The organism is Salibacter halophilus (genome assembly GCF_008806325.1).
Classification (GTDB): domain Bacteria; phylum Bacteroidota; class Bacteroidia; order Flavobacteriales_G; family Salibacteraceae; genus Salibacter; species Salibacter halophilus.
Genome location: NZ_WACR01000013.1, coordinates 54,107 through 80,384 on the forward strand (window position 1 = coordinate 54,107; position 26,278 = coordinate 80,384).

Below are 26,278 nucleotides of genomic sequence, written 5' to 3' on the forward strand. Positions count from 1 at the left end.
ATGCACTGGATAGACCTAACGATTTTCATTACATATATGGTTGTCATGCTCGGTGTGGGCTTCTTCTTCATGAGGAGGAACAAATCCAAAGACGACTATTATGTTGGCGGTAGGTCTATGGGAAGTTGGCATATTGGCCTTTCAGTCGTTGCTACCGATGTTGGTGGCGGATTTTCGATCGGACTGGGAGGCCTTGGTTTTGTTATGGGGATCAGTGGTTCGTGGATGTTGTTCACGGGACTGATAGGAGCCTGGTTGAGCGGTGCTTTTCTAATTCCCAAAGTAGCCAAATTATCGAAAAAGGTCAATTTACTTACATTCCCGCAAATATTCAATCAATTTTACGGACCTGAGGTAGCGCTATTAGCCGGACTCATTTCTGCTATTGGCTACCTCGGTTTTACCAGCTCGCAAATTTTAGCTGGAGCTAAACTGGCTTCTGCTTCATTTGTGGATTTGGGTCTGACCCAGGCGCTCATCATCATGGGTGTTATTGCGGTTGTTTATACCGTACTGGGCGGACTAAAAGCTGTTATTTACACCGATACAGTTCAGTGGGCGATTCTGATGATAGGTCTTATTTTCATCGGGTTGCCCTTGGCTTACGATGCTATTGGCGGGCTTTCAGCAATTAAAGCTTCAGTGGGACCCGAATTTTTGTCGCTCACCAATATAACGTGGAGTGAGCTAGTCAATTGGGCAATTACGATTATTCCCATTTGGTTTGTCGGGATGACGCTTTACCAACGGATGTACGCGGCAAAAGGCGAAAAACAAGCTAAAAAAGCGTGGTTCATTGCAGGGATTTTGGAATGGCCCATAATGGCGATGATGGGTGTACTTCTAGGGCTTTTTGCTCGTGTGGCTTTCGATCAGGGAATGTTTGGTGAACTCGGTTTTCCGGTAGGATCTGACCTCGACTCTGAAATGGGTTTGCCGCTATTACTCAGAACCGTGCTCCCAGTTGGATTGATGGGAATCATGATGTCTGCATATTTCTCAGCGATCATGAGTACAGCAGATTCCTGCCTGATGGCTGCATCGGGAAATATCGTGTCAGACTTACTCTCTAAAATTGTCAACCTAAAAGAAAATCAGGTTGTGCGAATTTCACAGGTCATTACATTGATCATTGGAGCAGCAGCAATTTTGATTGCACTCAATTTACAGAATGTACTCGATCTCATGTTGCTTTCATACTCTTTTATGGTATCGGGGCTTTTAGTACCGGTTATTGGTGCTTTCTTCTGGAAAAAGCGAAGTACAATTGGTGCTGTTACAGCAATGTTAGGAGGTGGATTGACAACGGTTTTCCTCAATGCTTTTGAAGTGAAACTTCCATTTGAGCTAGATGCCAATTTCTTTGGGATTCTTGCCTCAGCGGTACTTTTCGTATCTTTTAGCAACTTATTTCCCAATAAAAGAACTGTAATTGAAGAAGAAATAGAAACTAAAACATAAACTCATGAAATTTAAGACACTCAACAAAAACTCAGGAAAAGATAAACTGCACAGCAATGACGTTATTGCCGATTTTCTCCATGAACATCTCGAGGAGTTTGGTGATCCTAAAGAAGATATATTGAAAGCTCTCAATTATGTTTTTGATCGCGGAGGTTTTATCCTTTTGGGGCTTGAAAACAAAGAGATTGTTGGAGCTGTTGTCATCAATGATACGGGAATGTCAGGATATATTCCTGAGCACATATTGGTTTACATAGCTGTTCACCACAATCAGCGCGGAAAAGGAGCAGGAAAAAAATTAATGGAAGGCGCCTTAAAACTTTGTACCGGAGATGTGGCACTTCACGTTGAGGATAATAATCCGGCCAAGTTCCTTTATGAAAAGGTTGGCTTTACAAATCCGTATCTTGAAATGCGCTGGAAAAGGAAACAATAAGCATGGAAATTGAGCAAGATTTAATCCAGGAAATCACCGATTTTAGAAGACAACTCCATCGTGAGCCGGAGGTTTCCGGAAATGAATACAACACTTCGAAAAAAATTGAAACCAAGCTGAAATCGCTGGATCCTGATGAAATTGTCCATCTCGGAGATACGGGATTAGCTGCAATTTTTAAAGGTAAAGAGGAAGGTCCGTCAATTCTTTTCAGATGTGAGCTTGATGCTCTTCCAATACATGAAATCAATCAGTTTGATCATCGGTCAGAGCGCGATGGCGTTTCGCATAAGTGCGGACACGATGGCCACATGGCCATTATGGCAGCATTGGCAACTCTTGTATCCAAAAAAAGACCTAAAAAAGGTCGGGTGATTTTGCTCTATCAACCGGCTGAGGAAGATGGAAGAGGAGCTCGCTCTGTGATTGAAGATTCAAATTTCTCTAAAATTGAACCGGATTACGTTTATGCGCTCCACAATTTACCGGGATTTCCAAAAGGACAGGTTGCAGTTAAAAACGGAACATTTACGGCTGCAGCAAAGAGTATGATCTCGAAGTGGAAAGGTAAAACCTCTCATGCTGCTGAACCCGAAAAAGGCCTTAATCCGGCATATCCAATAGCTCAGGTTCTGACCGAAAGTGAAAATGTGGTGGTCAAAGATCCCACACACGAAAAATTCAGGCTCATAACACCAATTCATATTAACCTGGGGGAAAAAGCTTATGGTGTATCAGCCGGTTACGGAGAGCTTCACCTCACTTTCAGATCCTTTTCAAACGAGCTCATGGATCAGTTGACGAATGATATGGTGGATCTGACCGAAAAGGCTTCAAAAGAATTTCACATTCCGGTTGATATTTCGTGGACAGAGGTTTTCAGCGCCAACCAAAATGCGCCTGAAGCAGTCGATAAAGTGCGAAAAAGTGCGCACGATGCAGGAATAGATTTAAAAGAACTCGACACACCATTCAAATGGGGAGAGGACTTTGGTTTGTTCACTGAAAAATATGAGGGTGCTATGTTTGGTGTTGGCTCAGGAGAAGATTGCCCGGCATTGCACAACCCTGATTATGATTTCCCCGATGAAATTATTGAGCCGGCTGTTAAAACTTTTTACGGGATTCTAAATCAGCACTTAAACGAATAATATGTTTCACACATCGGAAATTGAAATAGACAAATCAGCATTTAAAAACAATATTTCTTTTTTAAAGGATTTGTACGGTGATGATGTTGGTTTTTCTTCAGTGGTCAAGGGTAATGCTTACGGTCACGGGATTGAAGATTTCGTTCCGATTGCTGAAGATGTTGGAATTGATCATTTTTCGGTGTTCAGTGCAGATGAAGCACTTCGCGTTTTAAAAGCTGCAAATCATAAACCCACGGTTCTGATCATGGGAATGATCGATAATGATGAGTTAGAATGGGCTTTGAGAGGAGGTGTCCACTTTTACGTTTTTGAACTCGACCGGCTTGAGCACGCCTTGCGACTGGCGAAAAAGATTGATATAAAAGCCAATATTCATATCGAGTTGGAAACCGGTATGAATCGCACCGGTTTTGAACCAGATGAATTGACATCTGTCGTAAAATTGCTAGAAGATTACGAAGGTCATTACGTTTTACAGGGAATGTGTACGCATTATGCCGGAGCAGAGAGTATAGCCAATCATGTTCGCGTGAAAGAACAGCATAAAACTTTCCTGAAAATGAAAAAATGGTTTTCACAGCAGGGAGTTGAAGCTGAGGAATATCATACGGCTTGCTCAGCAGCATCAATTCGTTATCCTAAAATGTTGATGGACCGCGTTCGGATTGGAATTTTGCAATATGGTTTTTGGCCCAGCCGAGAAACATTTATCCATTACGCAGCTCAACGCGATTTACAGTCAGATCCACTGAAACGCCTCATTTCGTGGCGCTCAAAGGTAATGGATATCAAGCATGTGAAGGCAGGCGAGTTTATAGGTTACGGGACGAGTTTTTTGGCTCAACGTGACATGAAAGTTGCGACAGTTCCGGTTGGTTATTTTCACGGTTTTAGTCGCTCGTTGAGTAATCGTGGTCGCGTTCTGATCAAAGGTGAAAGAATAAACGTTGTGGGAATGGTCAATATGAATGCATTGATGGTTGACGTGACTTTGGTCGATGGTGTTGAAAAAGGAGATGAGGTTGTGCTTATCGGTAAACAGGGAGATTTAGAGATCTCAGTATCGGCATTTGGAGAGATGAGCGTTCAGTTAAATTACGAGTTACTCACGCGTTTACCGGCAGATATTCCCAGAAATATTGTAAATTGAACCCCTAAGAAAGGATTACTTATGGCTTATTTGAAGCTATTTAGAGACAAGTTAAAACACAATTATCAATACCTAGATAAACTTTTTAAAGACAACGATATTGAATGGGCTGTTGTTACGAAAGTTTTATGCGGTAATCGCGATTACATTCATGAAGTTATCAATCTAGGAACTCACGAAATATGTGATTCACGGATTTCTAATCTGAAGGTTGTAAAAGAAATTGATCCTTCGGTTCAAACGATATACATCAAACCACCGGCTAAAAGAAGTATCAGTACGATTGTGCGCTATGCTGATGTCAGTTTCAATTCTGAGTACGAAACAATTAGAATGCTCAATGAAGAAGCAAAGAAGCAGGAGAAAACGCACAAAATCGTGATCATGATCGAGCTTGGAGATTTGCGCGAAGGAGTAATGGGTGCAGATTTGATGGACTTTTATGGCAGGATTTTCGAACTTTCAAATATTGAAGTGGCCGGAATTGGATCAAACCTGAATTGTTTACACGGAGTAATGCCTTCGCAGGATAAACTCGTTCAGTTGAGCTTGTATGAACAGTTGATTGAGGCGAAGTTTGATCAGAAAATTCCGTACGTTACAGGCGGAACTAGTGTTGTGATTCCGCTCCTGATGAAAGGTCAGGTTCCGCAGGGTATCAATCACTTTAGAGTGGGAGAGATGCTCTATTTTGGGAATGACCTTTTCTCTGAAGAGCCTGTGGAGGATATGTATCAGGATGTCATCAAGCTCTACGCTGAGATCATTGAATTGATGGAAAAGCCCAAAGTGCCAATCGGGACAATGGCAGCTAATCCGTCAGGCGAAATGACAGAGATCGATGAAGAGGATTACGGTAAAAAATCTTACCGCGCGATCATCGATTTGGGCTTACTCGATGTATCACCTGACTTCCTCGTTCCGGACGATCCCAACATTGAAATCACAGGAGCTAGCTCAGATATGCTCATTCTCGAATTAGGCGAAAACAAACAAGACTTTCAGGTAGGAGATATTGTTTCGTTTAATCTAAAATACATGGGAGCTTTGAGTCTGCTCAATTCTGATTATATCGATAAGTTGTTGGTTTGATGTATTTTGTAGGTGTTGAATATTTTAAAATGATTCTTGAAACTTTAACGTCTATAGGTACTCTTGGAGCAGTCTTAATAGGAGGCTTTGCAATTTACTATTCAAATAAAAATAGTAGACGCGAAATTAGAACCCATAAGCTCGAAGAGATTTTTGAACTGTCTGAATCTTTAAGTATAAATTACTATGTATTTAAAGATTTATATTTTGATATCGAAGAATTGAAAAACAGGAATAATATTGAAATCCAAACTTATAATGATTATTATAAGATTCGTGATAAGAGATTGACTTTAAATGATAAAAACAAAATCCAATCAGATTTAATAAGATTTGAAGTACTAGCAAGGTGCTATACTAGAGGCTATCTCTTGAAAGAATTATTAGATTATAAAGATCTAATGCACACTTTTTTAGAGTATGTCTTTGTAGGGGGAAGTTTGAGAAAAGAAATAAAATGGAAAGATGGATTCCCTAACTTTAAAGATTTTCATCAACACCAAAATGTTCTTAGAGAAGCTCTTATCAATCAAATCAATAATTAATAATCATTGTTTTTTTATTGTTTTTCACAAAACATCCTAAAATAAAACCGCTAATGTAAAAGCTGCTGTTTGAGCTTGCGAGTAGTGTATATTTGGCAAAATGCAAGAAATGCGCAAGACATACATTGCACTGCAACTCGGTGGTTGGTTGCTCTACATCATCCTGGCCATTGTGACCAACATGTTGCAGGGTCAGCTCGTGACAATCGCTATGCTCTTTCAATATCTCATCGCTTATTTGGTGGGAGTATTGAGCTCGCATTTATACAGGAACCTGATCATCAAACTCAGGTGGACAGAGCTTCGCCTTTTGCCTTTGATTCCACGGGTAATGGTCGGATCCGTGAGTTTTGCATTTCTGTTCCAGCTCCTTTACGTCATAGCGAACTGGCTATTCTTCGGATCTGAGAGTTACAACTTCGTAGAAATTGCGATTCAAATTCTCAATTGGACAGTGCTTTTTGTGTTGTGGAGTGTGATCTATTTTGCTTTTCACTTCTTCCAACGCTACAAAAGCGAAGAGATCAAGAACCTCACATGGGAGGCACACAAGAATGAAGTGGAGTTGAACAAACTCAAGTCACAACTCAATCCACACTTCATTTTCAATTCTATGAACACGATCAGAGCCCTCATCGATGAAGATCCAGTAAAAGCGAAGAAGTCTGTCACACAGCTTTCCAATCTTTTGCGAAACACCTTACTCATGGGACGCAAGAAAACAGTGCCTTTTTCAGAAGAATGGCAACTCGTTCAGGACTATGTGGATTTAGAGAAAAAGCGTTACGAAGAGCGGTTACATTTTGAAGCAGATATCGATCAAAGGGCAATGAAGTTTGAGGTTCCGGGAATGATCGTGCAAACGATGGTAGAGAACTCTATCAAACACGGAATTGCTCATTTGCCTGAAGGAGGTGAAATCAAGCTCAAAGTTGAGGTGAAAGATGGCGAACTACATGTTTGTATTGTGAATCCCGGTAAGCTGGGATCTGACCAAAAATATATAGATAAAAGGACTGGTTTTGGAGTGATCAATACCAGGCAGCGACTGAACTTGCTTTACGGTGAAGATGCTGATTTTCAATTGAGAAACGGAGAAAATGAAACTGTAGAAACCTATATCAAAATCCCCAATAAAACCCTAAGTATATGAAGTACAGAGCGATAATAATTGATGATGAGCGCCTTGCAAGGCAGGAGTTGAAATCGGTTCTCAAAAACCAGAAAAAGGTAGATGTTATCGATGAAGCGGCTAATGCAATTGAGGCTAAAGATAAAATTGAAAAGCTATCTCCTGATTTGATTTTCCTCGATATTCAAATGCCGGGAAAAAATGGTTTTGAATTACTGGAAAGTCTGGATTACACACCGGAGGTGATTTTCGTTACGGCTTATGATGAATTTGCTCTGCGCGCTTTTGAAGTGAGTGCTTTGGATTACATACTGAAACCAGTGGAGGAAGAGAAATTCTTGAAGTCTCTCGAGAACAAACTCGACCAGATGGAGCAAAAGGATGAAATCAAAACAAATGAAAATGAGTCTGAAACGCTCGGTGAAAATGATCAGGTTTTTGTGAAGGACGGGGATAAGTGTTGGTTTGTAACGTTAAAAGATATCAGGCTGTTTGAAAGTGAAGGAAATTACGTTCGTGTTTATTTTGACAATAACAAACCGCTTATTTTAAAATCGTTGAATGCACTCGACAAAAAATTGAGCGATAAAGTGTTCTTTCGGGCTAATCGCAAGCATATTATCAACCTCAAATGGATCGATAAAATTGAAACGTGGTTTAATGGCGGATTGCTCGTAATCCTCAAAGATGAGAAGCGTATTGAAATTTCGAGAAGGCAGGCAGCCAAGCTGAAAGAGAAGATGAGTTTGTAAGTTACTTTTCAGCATATGGGTCAAATAGTTTGAGGTTGTCAATATTCAGGTTTCTCACTATTCGGTCATTCCATTTTTCCATTGCCTCTTTGTCTTTTCCCAGATTCACATCATCCATGTATTCCTCTGTCGTTTCTTCAGCGATTTGTGAATGCTTTTGATAAATGCGTTCTACTTCATTGATTTCTTTTACATCTTCTAACTCTTTTTCCATCTCAATTCGTTGCATTTCATAAAGATCGAAGAACATATTTATGAAAGCCATCGCTTTGCTATCGAGTTTCATTTTGTAAAAGCTTTTGTATGGATCGAAGATAGTAGCTGTTCTAATTGACAGCGAATCAGCAACAGGGGTGACATCGACATAGAGTTGAGCAGTTAACTGATAGAGGTTTTCCAGAATAACTGGTTCGTAAGGATCCTGTTCATGAATTTCATCTGGTTTGCTTTTGAGCAAAATACGCTTTTGATTCCATTTGGTGTAATTGTGTTCAAAAAAGCCTGTTTTCCTCAATGCACTGTGAGGAGCATGGTTTTCCTTTGGTTTAAATAGTGTAATCGTATTGATGAAAGCACTGTCATTGATGAATTGCTCCACTTCTTCCTGATTACTCAATTCGAAGTCTCTCAACTCTGTCCAAAAAAGAGTATCATAACCGATAACACTCATTTTTCTGAAATCGTTGGTCTGGCTTTCAAAATTGAAAAAGGGTAAGTTGAATTGTTCATCGAGATCATAAGCGTATAGGACGGCATTCGTATTGACGATATATCTTCTTCCTTTTCTGTTTTTGTATAGCAGTTGATAATCAAAATCGATCGATTTTATGAATTGGCGATCGTTGACAGACTCAAATGTTTTGGCAATACGCATATCAATTTGCTCAATTTCATTATTCTTATGCAGCGGAATTAGTGGATGAGTTGATGCTTTGCTGATATTCAGATTTACTTTCTTGAGCACCATAGAAGTTGAATCGATCCAGGCTGTTCCTGAGAAAGAGCTCTTCTTATTTCTCTTCGGTTCGTAATCGATCACATAAACAATGTGCCCGTTTTCATCTTTGTATCGTTGTGATAAAGAAAAGCTGAAGTTCCTTCTCAGCAACCATTTGTGGTATTCGAACGGACTTGAAGGAAAGTAATTATCATCTTCAAAAAGTTTGTTGAGGTAAATGGCCTTTGATGTTTCTAATGAAACAAAATAGAGGTTATTAAAATGTCGCATCCCGATTCTGCCTGCTTTTAAATTCAGATTATCGACATCATAACCTTTGAAGTTTCCGTTGTAATACCCTTCAAATTGCTCGACTTTCCGGTTGTTGATTTTCGTTTGCAGAGCGAGATAAGTCTTACCAGTAAGCTCTTCGTTGTGTTCCTTTTTAGAAGCTTCTGCAATTAGTTCGATCAGAACCGCATCATCTGCTAAGATTGTGGCTTCCCTGAGCTTGGTCGATGTTCGTTTGAGTCTTAAAGTATCCCGATTAAGCAGTTCTTCGGCATTTCCGGTAAACCTGCTGTACCCGATAAAAGAAATAACAATTGAATCAGAACCACTGGAGACGGGGATTTCGAAGTATCCATTCATATTGGATATTGTTCCCGTATTGTTGGTTTCATTTACGATGTGGGCATAAGAGATGGGCTGATTATTCGTGCCATCGACAAGGAAACATCTAATCTTTTGACCGATCGATATGGATGGAATTAATAATAAGACTGCGATCACTACTTGCCTAAACATGTTGTGAACTTACTGATAAAAATGTTAGCGTGCATGTTTTAATGAAAAGTGTTACGAACTCTATACAAGAATCACAATCCCTGCACCTCCATTAAAGGAAAGCCTCTTTCACCTTTGTCGTTGTAAAAGTCGATAAAATGGAGTTTGTAATAATAACCTTCTGCATCCTGTACGATAAAATTCATCCAGTCGTAAATGATGTAAGAACTCGCTTCAAAATTGTAAAATTTCCAATCGTAGCCAATGGCATCTAATCTTGAAGAGAACTCATAAACGTTCACCATCTCCCGATTGATTTCACTAAAACTCGATGTTGTATCAATCGCCACACTCGTATTGTTTTCATTTATCAGTGTACCGGTTACGAGATAAGGCATATATTCCGGTTCATAGAAAATGTGTGTATATTGCGTAAACAATAAATCGTATTGTGAGGATTGAGGAGGTAACACGATATCTCCGGTTTTGAGGGATAGTAACTTTCTGTTGTAGCGGTTGTCTTTGTCAATTGTAACAGTTTGTCGGTCAGATCCATCAAGTTTGGCATACTTTATCGTGTACCTGTCATCTGTTTTACTCAATGAAACTTTTCTTTTACCTCTCATATTTCCCATTGCATCAACACCCAGATCAACAATCCATACTCCTTCTTTTGAGTCCCAGTTTGCGAGAGCTAAACTATCAGGGTTGCCGGATGGATGATCTGCGAATAACTCGGGTTCGTCAATGGAGTTCACTTCATCAAAAGTTTTGTTTTCAACTAATCCGGCTGTCATAGCCATTGATGAATTTAGTGTGATTTTCCAGGATGAGTCTGCACAGGAAAAGCCCAATTCCCAACTTGTTTTATCAGCTACCTTTATAACTGAGTTTGTCCCTAAATCATACCAAACCTGACTGTTGTAATCAGATCCGAGGGGAATTTGAACTGTCTCAACTCCGCCACGGTCATGAGGTTCTACAGGAACTTCTTCGCGTTCACACGAAAATAAAGCGATAATGCCGAGGAGTATGAAAAATAAGGATCTGACCATTACTTGCTGATATTTATTTTGATATTTCCCACGTAGTATCTTCCTGTGCTTACCTGCATTGCGTTTCCTCCGGTAGAGTGGGCTCCTCCAGAACTGGTAGCAGCTATGTTATCAACATCAAAAATGTTTTGAGCTCCAACACCAATTGTGATGCGGTTTTCCCAGAGCTTTTTCGTGAGCATAAAGTCTAACATACTGTAGCTTTTGATCTCAGTTTGGTAAACGTTATCGTTTTCATCAAGCGCTACACCCTGCATTGCACCGTTGTATTTGTAAAAGAGTGCCAGACTCAAATCCCATTTTGGTATCGTGTATTGCGTGTTTCCGGTAAACTCTGGATAGTAGTTGTATTCATCGGCTTCGTACTCTTCACTGAGTTGGTTGTACTGCCCGATTAGAGAAACAGTACCGTTAAATTTCCAGTGCTCGAGCATCAATGAGCCTGAAAAATTGAGTCCGTGAGTTTTGTATTCTCCAACGTTGACATAACTGTATTCTATGCTATTCACGTTGGCGAGCGTGATGCGCTCCTCGATGAGGTTATAGAATCCTTTAGCTTTAAGCTGCAGGATTTTTTGATCCCAGAGTGTTTTGTAACTGGCAGATGATGCAAAATTATGTGATCTTTCAGCTTTTAAATCATCGTTACCCACAATGTTGTGGTTGATATCTACAAAGTAGAAATACAGTTCTTTGAGTGAGGGAGCTCTGAATCCGCGGGCATATGAGCCGCGATAAGTGAATTTTCCACTGCTGTAACGAGCATTTACTGATGGCGTTACAGGTGACTCGTAAGCTGTGTTGTATGAATATCGGAGTCCGGGTCTTAAGGTCAATTCCGAATTCAATAAATGAATTTGAGAGGAAGCAAAAACTGCATAATCACCCATCTGCTCAGCATCCTCAAATCGCTGGCCGGTAGCCCATTCTTGACGAGCATCAAAACCTCCCTGGAATGATAGGTTTTGGTTCTGACTGTAAGTGAAAGTTCCTCGGCTCATTACAGCGTTAAAAGTTGAGGTGTCCTGAGAGCCGGGAGAAGCTACCAACTCTTTGTCGAGAGTGGTCAGATCCGTGACATAGGTGTTTTTTTGACGCTTGTAAATGTTCAGTGCCGAAATCCATTTGAGACTCAACTTATCTGAAATCTCTCCATTTAAAGCGATTGAGTTATCGAATCGGGTAGTGTAGTAGAAATCATCGAAAGCTGTTTCATTGTAGGGCTTCCTGGGCATTCCTTTGTTGATGATTTCCTCATCGAAATATTGAGAATTCACTCTTAAATTGAAGTTCCCAATTGGGTATTGAACAGCTACATTTCCAATGTATTGCTCGCGAGGATTCCAACTTTGCACTCTGCCTGCATCAGCTTTTATTTCACCAGTTTCAGGCATTACAGGGTCTTCTTTACTCCAACCGTCAAAGTAGTTTCGTCTTCCTGTCAATGATATTCGACCTTTCCCGATTTTTTGACTCACTTGTGCTGAAGCATTAAACGTTCCTATTGACTCTACCTGTGAGTTGATATTGATTTCAGTATTGTTTTGGTATTCTTTTTTTGTGATGAGGTTGATGGTTCCCGCAAGTGCATTAGTTCCGTAGTTAACGCTGAGCGGACCTTCCACAATTTCAATTCGCTCGATATTTTCCAAATTGATTTGAGAGAGATCGATATTACCATCCTGCCTGCCGATAATTGGAACACCGTCAATCATGATATTGACATTTTGGCCTGAAATTCCTTGCATACTCAGGCCTGACCCTAAAACAGGATCTTTTGAAATACGAATGTTGGGCTCGTTTTCCAGTACATCTTTGAGCGTGACAGCAGCCATTTTCTCCATTTTTTCTCTCGTCACAATTCTAACATTGTGAACAGTTTTTTCGGTACTTTCTTTTCCGTACTGACCTGTAACCACAAACTCGTTGAGAAGTTGACTTTCAGGGTTGAGCTCAATCGTGTAGTCTCCGGGATATGCAAGTGTGTCATTCACTTTTCCATAGCCGATATAAGAAACTGAAACTGCCACTTTTTGCAGTTTGGCCAGGCTCGAGTCTGAAATAACAGCTTTGCCGTCAACATCAGTGAGTACAGCTTTTTTCTTGTTGGCATAAATACCACTGTACAGAATGTGAGCGTTGGGCAATGGAGCCCCACTCTCAGCGTCAAGTATATGGAGAGATACCTGAGCCGACAGTGGAGCAGCCAACACAACAGCTGATAAAAAAGAGAAAACGAGTCGATTCAACATGATTAGCTGAGCTTGTGTTCTGATTCGACTTCACTTACAATTTCTCTCCAGGATTCTAATTCCGGAATACCCGGTTTACGCTTACCAAAGAACTGAACAACCTGGTCTTCGTCTTTATTGAAACATTCTATGGCTGTGACCATGCCGTCTTCAGTTGGCTTACGTACTACCCAGGCATCTACAATTCCATCCATGTTGATGTGCAGGTTGAAATCAGGATCCATTACGTTGTACCACGGGCCGCGTTCGAGCAGCTTTTTGACTTCGCCTGTATGTATTTGAATCATGCCTTTATTGCCAACAAAAACCATGATTGATACATTGTTTTTAACTGCTTTTTGTAAAATGGATTTGATTGCATCTTTGTCCATTTTAACTGCGTAGTTCCCTTCTGGAGCGAGGCGAAGTGCTTGTTTACGGGCCAGGTTATGTTTTTTGAGCAATCCAAAGAAATGATGAGTATCATTCAACTCAGTCCATCCTTTGCGGAAAGAGGCTAAATCTATTTCATTATCAGGTTTCTCAACTTCTTTTTCCTTTTTAGGCTCAACCACAATTGAGCTCTCCTGATCCTTTGCTCTATATTTTTCAACCAATTTTTGATAAGCGTTTTCATCGCTTTTATCAGTGAGGTAAATCTTGTGAACAGCTTCACCGTCATTAGCAAAAAACTGAATGCTTTGACGCTTCATGCGTCCATTGTCATCCGTTACGGCAAAAGCAAACTTCCACGATGCAAAGAAAATACGCAGGTCAATGTCATCTCCAACGAATAATCCAACATGCGGATTATCGAGTGTTGGATTCAGGTATTCACCTTTGCGTTCGTGGACTACTTCATTGTTGCGAGTAAGTGCCATTACCTTTCCAAGTGATTCAATTTCATTTAAAATATCCTGAAATTCAGGCTTCAAAAGAGTGACATCTTCTCCAACTCTCGTAGCGAGTAATTCAGCTTCAGTAACTCCCAGTTTTGAGGCCGCGTTACGGATGCGCAATCCCGGTTCAGTTTGAATTAATTCTTTCCATTGATCTTTCAATGTTGCTGTTGTGTTCATAATTGATATTGTTTTGAAGTTGAGTTATTTATTTTTTCATGAGCCGTTGCGGGACACCCGAAATAAACTGCAGGTGCATTGTGGTAAGGGTGGTGTTCAACCCGCACGGGAAAGTCGTAGGCCGTGAGTAAATTCTTTTCGGTCAGAGCCCTGACTGGCGTGTCAAAGGCAATGAGCTCTCCATTTTTTAAAACCGCAACTTTATCGGCATAAAGCGCGGCTAAATTGATGTCGTGAATTACGAGAAGCGTAGTATTTCCCTGTTTTGTAAATTCGGTAACACGATCTAAAAATCTATGCTGATGTTTAATGTCTAAGTTGTTGAGTGGTTCATCGAGCAAGAGTAGTCCGGGACCATTAATCTCGTGAAGTTGAGCAAACGCACGTGCTATTTGAACGCGCTGCTGTTCACCACCACTCAGCGAGTTGTATGATCGATCGATCAAATGTTCAACTTCTGCCTGACGTATAGCCCAGTCCACAGCTTCAAAATCGTGTTTTGATGGTTGTTTTTGAAAGTGCGGATAACGCCCCATCAACACAACTTCCCTAACTGGAAACTCCATTGTCATGTAGACTTGCTGAGCTACAACCGCGCGTTTTAAAGCCTGTTCCTGTGGCGACAGGTTTTTGAGGTTAGCTTCATTCCAAAAGACATCACCCGATGCATCGTGAAGTTGGTTACTCAACGATTTTAATAATGTTGATTTTCCAGCACCGTTCGGGCCAATGATAGCAATCAACTCACCGAGTCCAGCCTTGAAACTGGTGGGATGCAAAAGTTTTTTTCCGCCAGGAGTGGCAAAACTGATATTTTGTACATCAAGCATATTTCGCCTTTCTTTTTTGTTGGATGAGTAAATAGAGGAAAACAGGTGCTCCGGTCAGAGCCGTGATAACACCTATCGGAACTTCAGCCGGTTGGGCAATAGTTCGTGAAAGTGTATCGGCCCAGATGAGTAAAAGTGCTCCTCCCAGGGCAGAGGCAGGAAGAAGAAATCTGTTGTCGCTCGAAAAGCTGATGCGTAATATGTGTGGCACAGCCAACCCGATAAATCCGATGATTCCGCAAAATGCAACTGTGGCACTCACAGCAAGTGTTGTAAGTATAATCACCCTAACTTTTAAGCTTTGCACATTTATCCCGATATGCAGTGCTTCACTTTCTCCCAGGGCCATTGCGTTGAGCCCCTTACTAATCGGAATGAGGAAAATGAGACATACCGTAGTGATAGCAGCTACAATTCCTGCACTTTGCCAGGTTGCTCCACCAAGACTGCCGAGAGTCCAAAAAGTCAGTGAACGCAATTGCACATCATCGGCTAAAAAGGTCATTACTCCGGTTATTGCTCCGCCAAGAGCATTGATGGCAATTCCGGCAAGTAGCATTGTGGCTAAATCTGCACCGCGTTTTGTATGAGAAATAGTGAAAATCAACCAGGCTGTGATTGCTGCTCCAATAAAAGAGGCAATTGACAAAAGAGAAACGCCCCACATTGTGTACCATTGAGGCAAAATAGCTGATAGCACAACAATGAATACAGAAGCTGTGGAGGCAGCTCCTGATGAGATCCCTATGATTGAGGGATCAGCAAGTGGGTTTCGGAATATGCCCTGCATAGCCGTACCGCTGATGGCTAATCCGGCTCCCACAAATGCGCTCAGTAGCACACGTGGCAAGCGGATTATCCAAAAGACGGCTTCGTGCTGGCTTTGACCGTTACTGATACCTAATTTGGTGAGGAGGATATCAAGTATTTCAATAATGGTAATTTTAACGGCTCCCAATCCAGAAGCTACGAAGATAGAAGCCGTTACCAGCAAGGCTAAAATGGTGAGCAATATGGAGCGTTTGCCCGATGTCATTATATTTCACTTAGTTTTTGATTGAGTTCAAGAGCTGCTTTTCCAACGCGCGGACCAAAATTTGACAACAGTGCACCGTCCATCACGATAAAGTTTTTGTTCTTTCCGGCTGTTGTTGCCTTCATTCCCGGGAGTTTAAGAATACCTGCGCTGCCATTGAGACTTCCGGCCCCGCTGTTGAATAAGAGCACAGCATCAGGATTTGCTTCAACTAAAGCTTCTGATGTGAGGGGCTGATATTCCTCGATTTCAGTTATTGCATTTTCGCCACCGGCTATTTCAATGATCGTGTTCATGGGTGTTTTGGTACCACCGATCATTGTTGTCCCGGCTCCGCGAGCATAGATGAAAAGTACTTTAGGCTTTTCTTCAAAGTTGTTGAGCTTTGTCAAATCAGTTTTGATTGAACTGATGATTTCGCTACTCTTTTCAGGCTTATCAATTGCTTCACAAACATCTTTTACAAGTTTATTTGTCCCTTCAACTGAGTAGTCACGTTCAGGGAACATGATAAGTTCAACGCCTGACTGTTTAAGTTGCTCGCGAACCTCAGGTTTAATATTTCCTTCATTACCAAGTACGTGAGTTGGTTCTAACGAGAGAATCCCCTCAGCCTGGATTTTCATGTTATGTCCAACTTTGGGGAGTTTTTGTACTTCCTGTGGATAATTACTGGTGACGTCAACACCAACAATTTTATCTGTTTCTCCTGCAGCAGCAATGATTTCAGTAATGGCACCGTTGAGTGTTACGATACGCATTTCCTGCTTTTTAGGCTCTGATTGTTGTTTCTCTGTTGTTGATTTTTGGTCAGATCCATTCCCGGAGCCACATCCAAAAAGGATGAAGCTCAGGAATAGAGTGATTGATGTCAATACTCTCATTGTACAATTACTTTTTGTGTTCTTGTTTCGTTTCCGATTTTGATCTTAGCGAGGTATAATCCGCTGGTTAGTTGAGAAGTTGAGATGGTTGTATTTGGCTCAACTATCTTGTCGAGTACAATCTTTCCGGTCATATCAATTAGTGTAAGCTCAACCGGTTCTGACTGTGAATCAGTTTTTAAACGAAGTGATTGACCAGGTGCAACCGGGTTAGGGTAGAGCGTTGTTTCAGATTCACCAGCAAATGATTCAAATCCTGTTGCTCCCAGTTTTTCTTTAGTAAAGTAGAAATTACCATTTGACGATCCGCCAAAATCACTGAAGATGAGTTTCCAGTAATTTCCCATTTGATCTGTGCAGAAATAAACAGTACTATCAGCAATGACATAGCCTCCAGAATTGAAGTCATAGGATTTCCAGTCGTAGCCCATGATGTTCATCTCAGTTGAGAATTGTGCAGATTGGTAATCTTCGTATGATTCAGGATCATTAACTGGGTAAACTTCTGCTGCTTCAATTCCCTTGTTTTGCAGTACGCCAGTTACCGGATAAACACCAAACCCCTGTATTGGGGCTCCATATTTAGTAAATGTAATATCCCAATCGAATCGATTTGGTTCACGGTTGAGCGTTTCATCATTTGTTATTGAGTAGTAACCGAAGTTTCTCTCACTGAAAGCTTGTTTGTCAATCATGCGTGTGATTGAATTAGAACCATCGAGATCAGCAAGTTCAAAACTGTAAACACCGCCTGCTAGTTTCAGCATTTTGAAAGCCTTGAAGTTTCCTGCTGTATTCTGAATAACATAAATGCTATCTCCCGTAACGTGGTGAGTTGTCATGTTGTAAACTCCCCAACCCAGATCGAATTGATCATTAGGATCTGCCGAGTTGTTAAATGCTCCATGCGCCCAAGATGTGTCGCTGTTCAATAGAGCAGGCCAGTTAGAAATTCCGGTTGTGTCGAGGTTTGATCCCCATGCAGCTGTGTCAGCAGTTGGATAAATCCATAGTTGTGTACCGCCTGCGTGGTTGATGCGAATTGAAGAATTGTATCCATTAATTTCAAAAGCTAAATCCCAGTTATCAACTTGTTCAGATTTAACTTCTCCATTTTCAAAGCTGTACCAAACCTGATGGGTATAGCTGGCATTTACAGATACTGAATCTGTAATACTTTGAGCTTTGGTTCCCACTGTGAAGATGGTGAGTGCTGTTAATAATGTAAATATCGATTTCATGACGTGACTATTTGTTTTTATTTGGATTGATTCTAAACAGTCACAAAAGTGATTGCATTCGTAAATTGATGCAATACCTAAAACACGGTATTTAGACTAATTCTAAATAAATACCTAAAAGTTGGTATTGATAATGTTTAGATTTGAAAAAATCTGATATGTGTAATGGATCATGGTTTAACGCAGTTTACAATCGATAGGATAAGAGAAATACTTGGTAGGTATCCGCAAGTTCAAAAGGCAATTTTGTTTGGGGATAGAGCCAGAGGTGATTATGGAGACAAAACAGATATTGAACTAGCTCTGGAGGGAGATGATATTGATATTAGTCTCTTGTTCATGATCGACAATGATCTCGTTGATTTGCTGCTGCCCTATGAAGTTGATTTAATTAGGCTTTCAAGAGTTAAAAACACTGAACTTAAGGAGCATATTGAAGAGGAGGGTGTTTCACTATTTGAAAAATAAGCTTTTAAACAAACATCTTTAACGAAGACGGTTTAATTTTCACTTCAACAGGGCTTTCCGCTTCAATTGGTTCGCCATCGAGGTGAGCGTGATGAAAAGTGGTTTCAATTTTAAAGTATTGGCCTTTTAGCGTTACGGCATTTTTGCTCTTGTCAAAGCTTTTTCCAAATAGTCTCAAAACAGCTGTGAGTAACGTGATCTTTGGTGCATCTTTCACGATAACCAGGTTGAGCAATCCGTCCTGCATATTGGCTTTTGGTGCAATACGAGCATTGTTGCCAAATTGGTCACTATTTGCAATTACAGCCAAAAACCCTTTCACTTCTAATTGTTCATCCTCTGCTGTTACCTTAAACTTAGCCGGTTTAAATTTTAAAAAGTGCTTGCTAACAGCTCTTAAATATCCGGTTAAACCTCTTGAAGCATACCGGTCAAATTCATGACTGATCAATCCGTCAAAACCGATGCCAGCCAATCCTATGAATGGTCTATTATTGAGCAAAGCAGTATCAATTCGTTGGAAAGTAGCACTGTAATTCAAGTGTTCAATTGCCTTCTTGAATTTCACAGGAATCTGCAGGCATCGAGCAACACCATTTCCTGATCCTTTTGGTAGAATAGCCATAGCAGTTTCGGTATCGGTCAGAACCGAACCGATTTCGTTAACAGTGCCGTCACCGCCAACAGCTATTACAAGGTCGTAGTTGTTTTCTACAGCTTCTTTTGCCAACTCTGATGTGTGTCCGCGGTACTTTGATTCTACGATGTCGTATTTGAATCTGCTTTTATCAAGGTACCGATCAATGTCACGCTCAGATTGCAAAGCATCTTTATGTCCCGAGTTGGGATTCACGATTATTTTGGTTATGAATGTTGTCATCTCAGAACCAGGTTATTGGAAATTAGTCTGTCGTTGAATTGTTGAATGACAGATTTTAGCGTTTTTACCATCTCAGGTTTTTGTATGCCTTTTTTAACCAGGTTTTCCTGAAGGAGCGGATCGTTTTTGTAGTCGAAAATTGCTTTTACTTCTTTGCCGTCAAAACCAACGATGTAGCGGTTATCTATGATGTGGTAATTGTTATTGATGTACCCAAATGCATATCTGTTTTCCTCTTCAAAAACATTGTATCCAAAACGGATAATATCCCCTTGATAATTAGATAAATGAAGGATTGAAGGCATGATATCAGTGTGTTGGATGATTCCTTTTTTCTTTTTTCCTTCTTTTTTAGGATGGTAAAAAGCGATTGGGACACGGTACGAACCAACTCTTTTTCGGTAGAATTGTTCTTGCGGAATACTGGTGTGATCAGCAGTTAAGATGAACCAGGTATTTTCAAACCAGCTCGCTTTACGGGCTTTTTCAAAAAACTTTTTGAGAGCATGATCAGCATAACGAATACTGTTTTTTAGCGGTAAATCTTCTCCGTTGAATTTGGTTTTGTACTGCTCAGGGATTTTAAAAGGGTGATGACTGCTCAGGGTAAACATACAACTCATAAATGGCTGCTTTTCTTTTTCTAGCTCATCAGCGTAGAACTGGAGAAACGGTTCATCAAATATTCCCCAGTTTCCATCGTAGTCGCCTTCGTAAGGGTATTCATCTCTACCCACATATCGGTTAAATCCGGCTGCATAAGCAAATGCATCAAAACCCATTGTTCCATTATTGCCTCCGTGGAAAAAAGAAGTAGAATACCCCATTTCACCTAAAACTTCTGGAAGAGCAGTTACAGAATTCCCTCCGTAGGCAGATTGAATATAAGGTGTTGTCATCAAAGCCGGAACATTGGAGACTATAGCAGGCATTGCTTCAACCGATTTTCGCCCGTTGGCATATCCGGCTTCAAAGCGAATGGAGTTATTGATCAGCGAGTCTAAAAAAGGAGTGTAGGTAGGCAGGTTCCCGTTCAGGGCACCAACGTATTCTTCAGAAAAACTTTCGAGAATGAGTATGACGAAGTTAGGATTTTCGCCACTCGATTTGATGTGTAGTTTGGTATTGAAATATGAATCTGCCTGTTCTTCAGAAAAGTAATGTTGTGTTTCAACATTCGATTTGCCAACTGTTTTCATGATGGCAAAAGGAGTGTTCAGAACCAGCGGAATATTTTGTGTTGTAGCGTACTGACTGGCATCCATGATGTTAATCGGAACATATTGTGCGCCACCACGACCAATAAGGACACTAAACGCTATCCCGATTACGAAAATCACTGAGTGAATGATGTAGTAACGGATGCTTGCTTTTGGGTTATCTGCCGGCTTAAATCGGATCTGACCGTAAAGGAAATTCATCACCACGATCAGAACCACTAAGATCAGTGGGATGTACCAGTAATCAATCATGAATTGAGGAAGGAGGTTGACGACATCATCTCCCAGTGTCATGAGTTGGAGGAGGTCAGCGGTACTGCGTTTAAAAGTAAACTTGAAATATTCGAGATCGATGAGGTTGAAGGCGAGGAGTAGTGAATTGATGATGATAAATAACACCTTTAGGAACGTTTGATACCAATTCTTGGATCTAAACGGAAAGGGGATAAGGTGAAAAATAATGAGTGGAGAGTTGAGAATGAAAATTGCTGATAAATCGAACCGCAATCCACCCAAAAAGACACTTGCTGTGACATCCTGAAAATACGATGCGTTGAAAATCCAAAAAAGTACACGGCAAATTGTGAACAGGAGCAAAACAACAGCTAACCGCTTTGCTAATATGCCGATGTGCTTGAGGTATTCAGCCATGCGGCAAATGTAGCTTAATTTGATTTTTCGAGTTGCTCAAATTTGAATTAGAAATGGAGTATATGGCAATTAGTTAAAAATCATTATATTTAGGCGTGCAACTAATCCGCTTAATACCACTTAGCCGATGCATATTGCCATTTATTGGCGGTGTAATTTTGTGCTCATATTTTCCTAAAAACATTTCTACTCCCATTTCTATAGGGCTTGTTCTTTTTAGTTGTTTGCTCCTCTCAATTCTTAAAAAACAAAGACGAGTTTTTGGAATAATTGCGATTCCGGTTTTTGCTCTTTTTGGCTACTTGCTGGCTGAGTCGAGTATTTTGAGGTTTAAAGATAATCCGATTGGAGATCAATTGAGTGATAAAGATACTTTACTAATTGAAATAGTAGAGGAACCCCACATTAAGGAAAACTCCATTAAGGCTGAGGTAGAGGTTTTAGAGATTGTGAAAAATGATAGTTTTTTGCCCGTAACTGGCAAAGCCATTATTTACTTTGATGATACGCTTTCACTCAGCTACGGTGACAAAAGGTTGATCACAACTCAATTAAATGAAATTGAAGGTCCAAAGAATCCCGGACAATTTGACTATAAACGCTATTTGTTTCATCACCACATTTACCATAGCGGTTATGTTTCGGTTGAAAAGGACAGCTTGTTGAGCGAAGGAAATGGAAATCCCATTCAGGCATTTGCAATTTTTGCTCGCCAAAAGTTAATGGAGCAATTAAAAGAAGTCATACCGCAAAATGACGAACATGCCATTGCATCTGCACTTATTTTAGGTTACAAAGACGAACTGACTTCCCAAACACGATCTGCTTTTGCAAGTGCTGGCGCTATGCATGTTCTGGCAGTATCCGGACTTCACGTTGGTATTATCTATTTAGTAATAGAAAAGTTGCTAAAAATATTGCCGGTTCTGTATCGAAAGAAATGGTTGCGTGGATCTTTGTTGCTGGGCGGAATTTGGAGTTATGCAATTCTAACCGGATTATCCGCTTCTGTTATTAGAGCAGCAACAATGCTCACTTTTGTCGTTTTTGCTACAGTCTTTAACCGGCATACAAATATTTACAACACAATAGCCGCATCAGCCTTTTTCATTTTGCTGGTTTTTGGTCCGTTCAGGATAATGGAAGTTGGTATGCAGTTGAGCTATTTAGCAGTTTTGGGTATTATTTTGATTCAGCCGTGGCTGAGTAGTTTCCTCACAATTGAAAACCCAATTTTAAGATGGGTTTGGGAAATAAGTTGTGTCTCAGTAAGTGCACAATTAGCTACTGCTCCATTGGGCTTTTTGTATTTTCACCAGTTCCCTAATTATTTTTTGTTGTCAAACCTGGCCGTTATTCCGTGCGCATTTTTAATTCTCACAACCGGACTGATTTATCTTGCAATTTCATGGGTTTCGGTTATAGGCGGCCTTGTTGGTTTAGCTTTGAAGTATGAAGTTAGGTTTTTGAATTTTATTGTGAATTTAGTTGATCAATTGCCAAACTCTATTCTTGCAGGAATCGACATTACTGTTCTTGAGACCTATTTGATTTACTTCATAATTGCGTCTATGTTGTTTGCCTTTATGGCGCGCAAAAAGAAGGCTTTTTTCTATCTCACAGGACTTTTGATTGTGTTTTTAGGCTATCAAATTGTTGAAAAACACGCTCAATCCAATCAACAGCTTTTTACAGTTTACAGCACACGGTCAGATCCAGCTTTAGCTTTCATAAATGGAAGTAGCGGTAATGTTCATTCCACCGCTTCATTTTTGGGGAATGAAGACCAGTTGCTTTTTCATGTTGACCACCATCTTTGGAAACGCGGATTGCTGAGAGGTAAGTCTGTGAGCGAGAAAAAGGTAAAGCAAGATTCATCCGTTTACGAGTTTGATAATAAAGTGATCCTCCATCTTTTTGGTGAGAGAGAAACGTACCCACAAAATTTGAAGTTTGACTGGGTTGTTATTAGTGACGGAGGGTTTATTCCTGTTGAGTTTTTCACTTCAAACAAGATTGATAAAATCATTCTTGAAGCTACCAACTCGGCCGGCAGGAGCAAGGCTCTGACCGAAATAGCAAATGAAAACAATATTGAAGTTTACGATGTGGCTAAAGAAGGGGCTTTTGTTTATGAGAAAATATAACCAAAACGGATCGTAATCCCGAAAAGTTATAACCAAAATGGATTACGATCCTGTTTAGTTATAAAATCAATTCAATTCACGCATGAATTTGGCAAACTTTTGAACTGCTAGTCCGCGGTGGCTTATTTCGTTTTTTTCTGCTGAAGGCATCTCAGCAAAAGACACTGAATAATCGTCAGGGATAAAAATGGGATCGTAGCCAAAGCCTTCGTCACCTTGCCTGGAGTTGAGGATCTGACCATTACAAACTCCCTCGAAAAAATGGTTTTGCTTACCGGTGACAAAAGCAATGACCGTTTTGAAGCGTGCTTTTCGGTTAGTTTCACTTTCGAGCTCTTTGAGCAACTTGTCTATATTTTGATCTGATGTGGCTTTTTCGCCAGCATAGCGGGCTGAGTAGACTCCGGGAGCACCGTCTAATGCATCAACCTCAAGTCCGGTATCATCAGCAAAGCAGGGGAGGTTTGTTTTATTGTAAATGAATTCTGCTTTTTGGAGTGCATTTTCCCACAATGTTTCGTGATCCTCAGGAATGTCCGTTTCAATATTCACATCTTTAAGTGATAGAATCTCGAATTTATCTCCAAGAATACTCTGAACCTCTTTCAGTTTGTTGGGATTGTTTGTGGCGAATACAATTTTCATGATATCCACTTTGCCGATTTGTAAAATTGATCGATCATTTTAACAACCTGCAGTCCGTCATCTGCTGTAGTCATGATTTCGGCTTGTCCGTTTAAAGCTTCCACTACATTATCGATAACCTTGTCATGATTCGACATTGAGCCCTGGTAAAATCCGTAATTATTGGCCGGACTCGATTGCGGTAGGTGCTTGATGTCAAAACCATTTGTTTGCTGGTAGTCAATAGTGTTGAGGTATTTCCCGCCAATTTTAATGGTTCCGTTATCGCCAATCATTGTGATAGAACCTTCCATGTTTTGATTATAAGCACAGGTACTCACGCTCATATTTCCAACACCACCAGATTTCACTTTGAAATTAAACGATCCGGTATCTTCAAAGTCAATCAGGTTTTGATGACCAAAGTTTCCAATATAACCGTTTACTCCCTCAATATCACCAAAGAAGTAATAAAGGATATCAATGAAGTGACTGAATTGGGTATATAAAATACCACCATCGAGTTCCTTCGAGCCTTTCCAGTTAGAGTTTTTGTAATAAGCTTCGTTTCTATTCCAAAAGCAGTTAAGCGATACAAGTTGAAGATTACCTAAACTCTCGTTGTCGATTAGTTTTTTAACAGCTTGAACTGGAGGGTTGTAGCGGTTTTGTTTAACCACATATAAAAACCGGTTGAGTTCTTTAGCTATTTCTACCATTTTTTGAGCATCCTCAACTGAGGTAGCCATCGGTTTTTCAACTAAAACGTGTTTTCCGGCCTTCATCGATTTGATTGCCAGTTCAGCATGTGTGCCGTTTGGCGTACAAATTACAACTATATCACAGTCAGATCCGAGAAAATCATCGAGGTTTGTGTAGCAGGGAACCTGGTATTCGTTTTCGAGTGATTGGGCAGCATCAGCATAGCTGTCATAGAGTCCAACAGCTGTTGCACCGGGATGATCGATGATATGTTTGAGATGCCGTTGTGCGATATATCCGCATCCCATTATTCCAAAACGAATGGGCTGACTCATTTCTTCTTTTTAATTTCTACTAAATCACGCGTTTCATAAATGCGTTCAATGATTTCCACAACCTTAAGTCCTTCGAGCGCATTTGCTGTAATGGTGTCTTTACCGTTGAGAGTGTTGACAACGTTTTCAATTACGTAATGGTGATTAGCTGCAGACCCTTTGAAAGGACCATAGTCATTTGGCGGATTTGTTGGAGGCAATTCCGGTATATCCATTCCGTCAACATGACAATATTCAATTTCATTCATGTATTGCCCACCAATTTTGATAGATCCTTTGGATCCGACCACTGTTATTGAGCTTTCCATGTTTGTGTCCCAAACAGCAGTTGAGAAGTTGATACAACCAACTCCGCCATTCACAAAGTTGAAATTGACAACACCTGAATCTTCAAAATCTGTTAGGTCATGGTGATTGAAATCGGCAAAGTTGGCTTTGATATTCGTAATGTCACCAAATACCCAATACATTATATCAATGAAATGACTGAACTGAGTGTACAATGTTCCACCATCCAGTTCAAGGTTTCCTTTCCAGCCACCTTTTTTGTAATAGCGATCATCACGGTTCCAGTAGCAATTGATTTGAACCATGTGAATATCACCGAGTTTATCTTCTTCTACAATTTCCTTCAACCATTTTGATGGCGGACTGTAGCGATTTTGCTTCACTACAAACACCTGTTTTGAAACCTGTAGAGCTTTAAAGATTACCTCTTCAGCTTTTGCTTTGCTGAGGCCCATTGGTTTTTCAATCACCACATGGCGCTTGTGTTGAAGACATTCTAAAGCATAATCAGTATGTGAGCCATTAGGAGTGCAAATATTGATAACATCAGGATCTGTTTCTTTTATCATTTGTTCCAGATCTGTGTAAAAAGGCACTTTAGCGGGAACGAGCTCATGTTTGCTGGCCTCCTGGTTTTTATCCATTAATCCAACAAGCTGAGCATTGGGAAATTCATTTATTATAGTTGCATGTCTTCGACCAATGTGACCGAGACCTATTACGGCAAATTTGACTTTTTCCATCTTTTTTAAAGAGATCAATTATTGATGACGCAAATTTAACAAAGCACTAAACAAAAAACATTTTTAAACCACTTTTCTATTTTGGATAGTGAAATCTGTATAGATATTTTGTTATTTTTGAATTAATCATAGATTATTAAAGATTTCTAATAATTAAAACACAATAATAATGGCTCAGACTGATAATTTAACACCAGGTAAACTCGTAACAAAAATTAGAGAAAACCAGAATAAGAATGGTACAATTAAAGCTCTTTTCGCTAATCAGTTTTTAGCAAAGTTCACTTTAAAAGAATTGGAAGGAATAGTTAAAAGCTGTGAGAAAGAAATTGAAAAGAGAGAAGACCAAAAAGTTGATGAACTCACTAAGTTTCTAGAGCAAAAAGGTTATGAAGTGAAAAAGAAATAACTTATTG

24 protein-coding genes are annotated in these 26,278 nt (G+C 40.2%); 11 read left to right on the plus strand and 13 right to left on the minus strand.

All coding sequences use genetic code 11. From position 1 onward, the window contains the following. From F3059_RS13085 to F3059_RS13120, 8 genes are all read left to right on the plus strand, one after another. Positions 1 to 1,461 (plus strand): sodium:solute symporter family protein, encoded by a 1,461-nt coding sequence (locus F3059_RS13085; protein ID WP_151170015.1) that lies wholly within the window; start codon positions 1 to 3, stop codon positions 1,459 to 1,461. 4 nt (positions 1,462 to 1,465) lie between these two features. Next, positions 1,466 to 1,900, plus strand: a complete 435-nt coding sequence (locus tag F3059_RS13090) for a GNAT family N-acetyltransferase (protein ID WP_151170017.1) — start codon at positions 1,466 to 1,468, stop codon at positions 1,898 to 1,900. Positions 1,901 to 1,902: 2 nt separating this feature from the next. Next, entirely contained in the window at positions 1,903 to 3,051 is a 1,149-nt protein-coding gene (locus F3059_RS13095) for an amidohydrolase (protein ID WP_151170019.1), read from the plus strand. Between the two features lies 1 nt (position 3,052). Beyond that, positions 3,053 to 4,204, plus strand: coding sequence for an alanine racemase (gene alr, locus F3059_RS13100; RefSeq protein ID WP_151170021.1), 1,152 nt, complete (start codon positions 3,053 to 3,055; stop codon positions 4,202 to 4,204). A 21-nt stretch (positions 4,205 to 4,225) separates the two neighbouring features. Continuing rightward, a complete protein-coding gene (locus F3059_RS13105; RefSeq protein ID WP_151170023.1) occupies positions 4,226 to 5,296 on the plus strand; it encodes an alanine racemase in 1,071 nt (356 codons plus the stop codon). Next, entirely contained in the window at positions 5,296 to 5,841 is a 546-nt protein-coding gene (locus F3059_RS13110) for a hypothetical protein (protein ID WP_170265181.1), read from the plus strand. The genes F3059_RS13105 and F3059_RS13110 overlap by 1 nt, the downstream gene beginning before the upstream one ends. 109 nt (positions 5,842 to 5,950) lie before the next feature. After that, the gene (locus F3059_RS13115) at positions 5,951 to 6,994 is read left to right on the plus strand and encodes a sensor histidine kinase (protein ID WP_170265182.1); all 1,044 of its coding nucleotides are present in this window, start codon (positions 5,951 to 5,953) and stop codon (positions 6,992 to 6,994) included. Further along, positions 6,991 to 7,725: a LytR/AlgR family response regulator transcription factor gene (locus tag F3059_RS13120; protein WP_151170029.1), complete on the plus strand. Its 735-nt coding sequence runs from the start codon at positions 6,991 to 6,993 to the stop codon at positions 7,723 to 7,725. Before F3059_RS13115 ends, F3059_RS13120 begins: the two co-directional genes overlap by 4 nt. 1 nt (position 7,726) lies before the next feature. On the opposite strand, the gene F3059_RS13125 is transcribed toward F3059_RS13120, so the two are convergent. The 8 genes from F3059_RS13125 to F3059_RS13160 all read right to left on the minus strand — a co-directional run bounded on the left by F3059_RS13125 (position 7,727) and on the right by F3059_RS13160 (position 17,804). Next, a complete protein-coding gene (locus F3059_RS13125) occupies positions 7,727 to 9,469 on the minus strand; it encodes a carboxypeptidase-like regulatory domain-containing protein (RefSeq protein ID WP_151170031.1) in 1,743 nt (580 codons plus the stop codon). A gap of 71 nt (positions 9,470 to 9,540) precedes the next feature. Next, positions 9,541 to 10,503: an HmuY family protein gene (locus F3059_RS13130; protein ID WP_151170033.1), complete on the minus strand. Its 963-nt coding sequence runs from the start codon at positions 10,501 to 10,503 to the stop codon at positions 9,541 to 9,543. Then, positions 10,503 to 12,755 carry a TonB-dependent receptor plug domain-containing protein gene (locus tag F3059_RS13135; RefSeq protein ID WP_151170035.1) on the minus strand — a complete coding sequence of 751 codons (2,253 nt, stop codon included), beginning with the start codon at positions 12,753 to 12,755 and terminating at the stop codon, positions 10,503 to 10,505. Before F3059_RS13135 ends, F3059_RS13130 begins: the two co-directional genes overlap by 1 nt. A gap of 2 nt (positions 12,756 to 12,757) precedes the next feature. Further along, positions 12,758 to 13,813: a hemin-degrading factor gene (locus F3059_RS13140; RefSeq protein WP_151170037.1), complete on the minus strand. Its 1,056-nt coding sequence runs from the start codon at positions 13,811 to 13,813 to the stop codon at positions 12,758 to 12,760. Next, positions 13,810 to 14,643, minus strand: a complete 834-nt coding sequence (locus tag F3059_RS13145; RefSeq protein WP_151170039.1) for a heme ABC transporter ATP-binding protein — start codon at positions 14,641 to 14,643, stop codon at positions 13,810 to 13,812. Before F3059_RS13145 ends, F3059_RS13140 begins: the two co-directional genes overlap by 4 nt. Then, a complete protein-coding gene (locus F3059_RS13150; protein WP_151170041.1) occupies positions 14,636 to 15,679 on the minus strand; it encodes a FecCD family ABC transporter permease in 1,044 nt (347 codons plus the stop codon). The genes F3059_RS13145 and F3059_RS13150 overlap by 8 nt, the downstream gene beginning before the upstream one ends. Then, positions 15,679 to 16,563 carry a heme/hemin ABC transporter substrate-binding protein gene (locus F3059_RS13155; RefSeq protein ID WP_151170043.1) on the minus strand — a complete coding sequence of 295 codons (885 nt, stop codon included), beginning with the start codon at positions 16,561 to 16,563 and terminating at the stop codon, positions 15,679 to 15,681. Before F3059_RS13155 ends, F3059_RS13150 begins: the two co-directional genes overlap by 1 nt. Then, positions 16,560 to 17,804, minus strand: a complete 1,245-nt coding sequence (locus tag F3059_RS13160; RefSeq protein ID WP_151170045.1) for a T9SS type A sorting domain-containing protein — start codon at positions 17,802 to 17,804, stop codon at positions 16,560 to 16,562. The genes F3059_RS13155 and F3059_RS13160 overlap by 4 nt, the downstream gene beginning before the upstream one ends. A gap of 165 nt (positions 17,805 to 17,969) precedes the next feature. Here F3059_RS13160 and F3059_RS13165 point away from each other — a divergent pair, with 165 nt between their 5' ends. Then, a complete protein-coding gene (locus F3059_RS13165) occupies positions 17,970 to 18,272 on the plus strand; it encodes a nucleotidyltransferase domain-containing protein (RefSeq protein ID WP_151170047.1) in 303 nt (100 codons plus the stop codon). Between the two features lie 4 nt (positions 18,273 to 18,276). On the opposite strand, the gene F3059_RS13170 is transcribed toward F3059_RS13165, so the two are convergent. After that, entirely contained in the window at positions 18,277 to 19,152 is an 876-nt protein-coding gene (locus F3059_RS13170; protein WP_151170049.1) for a diacylglycerol/lipid kinase family protein, read from the minus strand. Next, on the minus strand, positions 19,149 to 21,023 hold the full coding sequence (locus F3059_RS13175; protein WP_151170051.1) for an LTA synthase family protein: 1,875 nt from the start codon (positions 21,021 to 21,023) through the stop codon (positions 19,149 to 19,151). Before F3059_RS13175 ends, F3059_RS13170 begins: the two co-directional genes overlap by 4 nt. Positions 21,024 to 21,118: 95 nt before the next feature. Here F3059_RS13175 and F3059_RS13180 point away from each other — a divergent pair, with 95 nt between their 5' ends. Then, positions 21,119 to 23,170 (plus strand): ComEC/Rec2 family competence protein, encoded by a 2,052-nt coding sequence (locus F3059_RS13180; protein ID WP_151170053.1) that lies wholly within the window; start codon positions 21,119 to 21,121, stop codon positions 23,168 to 23,170. Positions 23,171 to 23,236: 66 nt separating this feature from the next. On the opposite strand, the gene F3059_RS13185 is transcribed toward F3059_RS13180, so the two are convergent. The 3 genes from F3059_RS13185 to F3059_RS13195 are packed head-to-tail and all read right to left on the minus strand — an operon-like array spanning position 23,237 to position 25,862. Continuing rightward, positions 23,237 to 23,815 carry a non-canonical purine NTP diphosphatase gene (locus tag F3059_RS13185; protein ID WP_151170055.1) on the minus strand — a complete coding sequence of 193 codons (579 nt, stop codon included), beginning with the start codon at positions 23,813 to 23,815 and terminating at the stop codon, positions 23,237 to 23,239. Next, entirely contained in the window at positions 23,812 to 24,831 is a 1,020-nt protein-coding gene (locus F3059_RS13190; RefSeq protein ID WP_151170057.1) for a Gfo/Idh/MocA family protein, read from the minus strand. The genes F3059_RS13185 and F3059_RS13190 overlap by 4 nt, the downstream gene beginning before the upstream one ends. Further along, positions 24,828 to 25,862 carry a Gfo/Idh/MocA family protein gene (locus F3059_RS13195; RefSeq protein WP_151170059.1) on the minus strand — a complete coding sequence of 345 codons (1,035 nt, stop codon included), beginning with the start codon at positions 25,860 to 25,862 and terminating at the stop codon, positions 24,828 to 24,830. Before F3059_RS13195 ends, F3059_RS13190 begins: the two co-directional genes overlap by 4 nt. Positions 25,863 to 26,031: 169 nt before the next feature. On the opposite strand from F3059_RS13195, the gene F3059_RS13200 reads away from it, so the two are divergent. After that, complete coding sequence (locus F3059_RS13200; RefSeq protein WP_151170061.1) at positions 26,032 to 26,271, plus strand: hypothetical protein; 240 nt, start codon at positions 26,032 to 26,034, stop codon at positions 26,269 to 26,271. The last annotated feature ends 7 nt before the right edge of the window (positions 26,272 to 26,278 follow it).